Annotated in this window: 1 protein-coding gene and 1 pseudogene; both read right to left on the reverse strand. The window is 69.7% G+C overall.

The genetic code is table 11. From position 1 onward, the window contains the following. Positions 1–563, reverse strand: a 563-nt coding sequence (locus IE107_RS34535) for a DUF5707 domain-containing protein (protein ID WP_229867492.1), incomplete at its 3' end; no start/stop codon positions are given. Positions 564–696: 133 nt separating this feature from the next. After that, positions 697–795: pseudogene (locus tag IE107_RS34540) on the reverse strand (calcium-binding protein); the annotation flags it as partial.

Raw genomic sequence — 795 nt, forward strand, 5'->3', positions numbered from 1 at the left:
TACGCGTGGTCCTCCCAGTTCGCCCGCGACAGCTTCCCGGTGACCGTGATCGTCCCGCCCTTCTTCACCGGCTCCGGAGCTGCGTTGACCGTCAGCTTCGAGTAGCGCTGGACGTTCGTGGTGGCGGCGAAGTCGGAGTAGTGGCTGGAGCCGTCCTTGGCCTCGGCGCCCGCGAGGACGTGCCAGGAACCCGCGAGCACGTTCTTCGGCAGGTCGACCCTGGGGTCGACGGTGATGGTGAGGGAGCAGGTGCTGGTGGTCGCGCTCGCGGCCTTGCACGTCGCCTCGTCCTCGTTCGGCAGCAGGGCACCGTCCATGCCCTCGTCCTGGTCCTTGCCGTGCCACAGGATCAGCCAGCCGGATTCGATGCCGGAGGCGTGCGAGGCGGTGACCGAGACGGTGATGGTCCGCGGCGCCGTCGTCCCCAGGACGGTGGCCTTGCCGCCATTGACGGTGACCTTGGAGATGACGGGATCGGCCGATGCCGCGTGCGCCGCGGGGACGGCGAGGGCGGACAGGATCAGGGCGCCGGAGGCTGCGGCGACAGTGGCGCGAATTCGCATGGGTTTCTCCGTGGAGAAGGCCCCTGGGGGCCGGATGGGATGCACGGGACGGATACGTGAGCAGCGGGACCCCTCGCGGAGGGATCCCGCTGCTCACGGGTGACCGCAGACGGCCGCATGCGGCCGGGTGGGACTACCTCACGTCGACGAAGTCACCGGCGGTGGTGACGGCCGGGGTCGTGGACGTACCCGCGAAGCTGTAGCGCCAGTAACCGTCCACCGAGGCCTTGAC

The organism is Streptomyces gelaticus (assembly GCF_014649535.1).
Taxonomy (GTDB): domain Bacteria; phylum Actinomycetota; class Actinomycetes; order Streptomycetales; family Streptomycetaceae; genus Streptomyces; species Streptomyces gelaticus.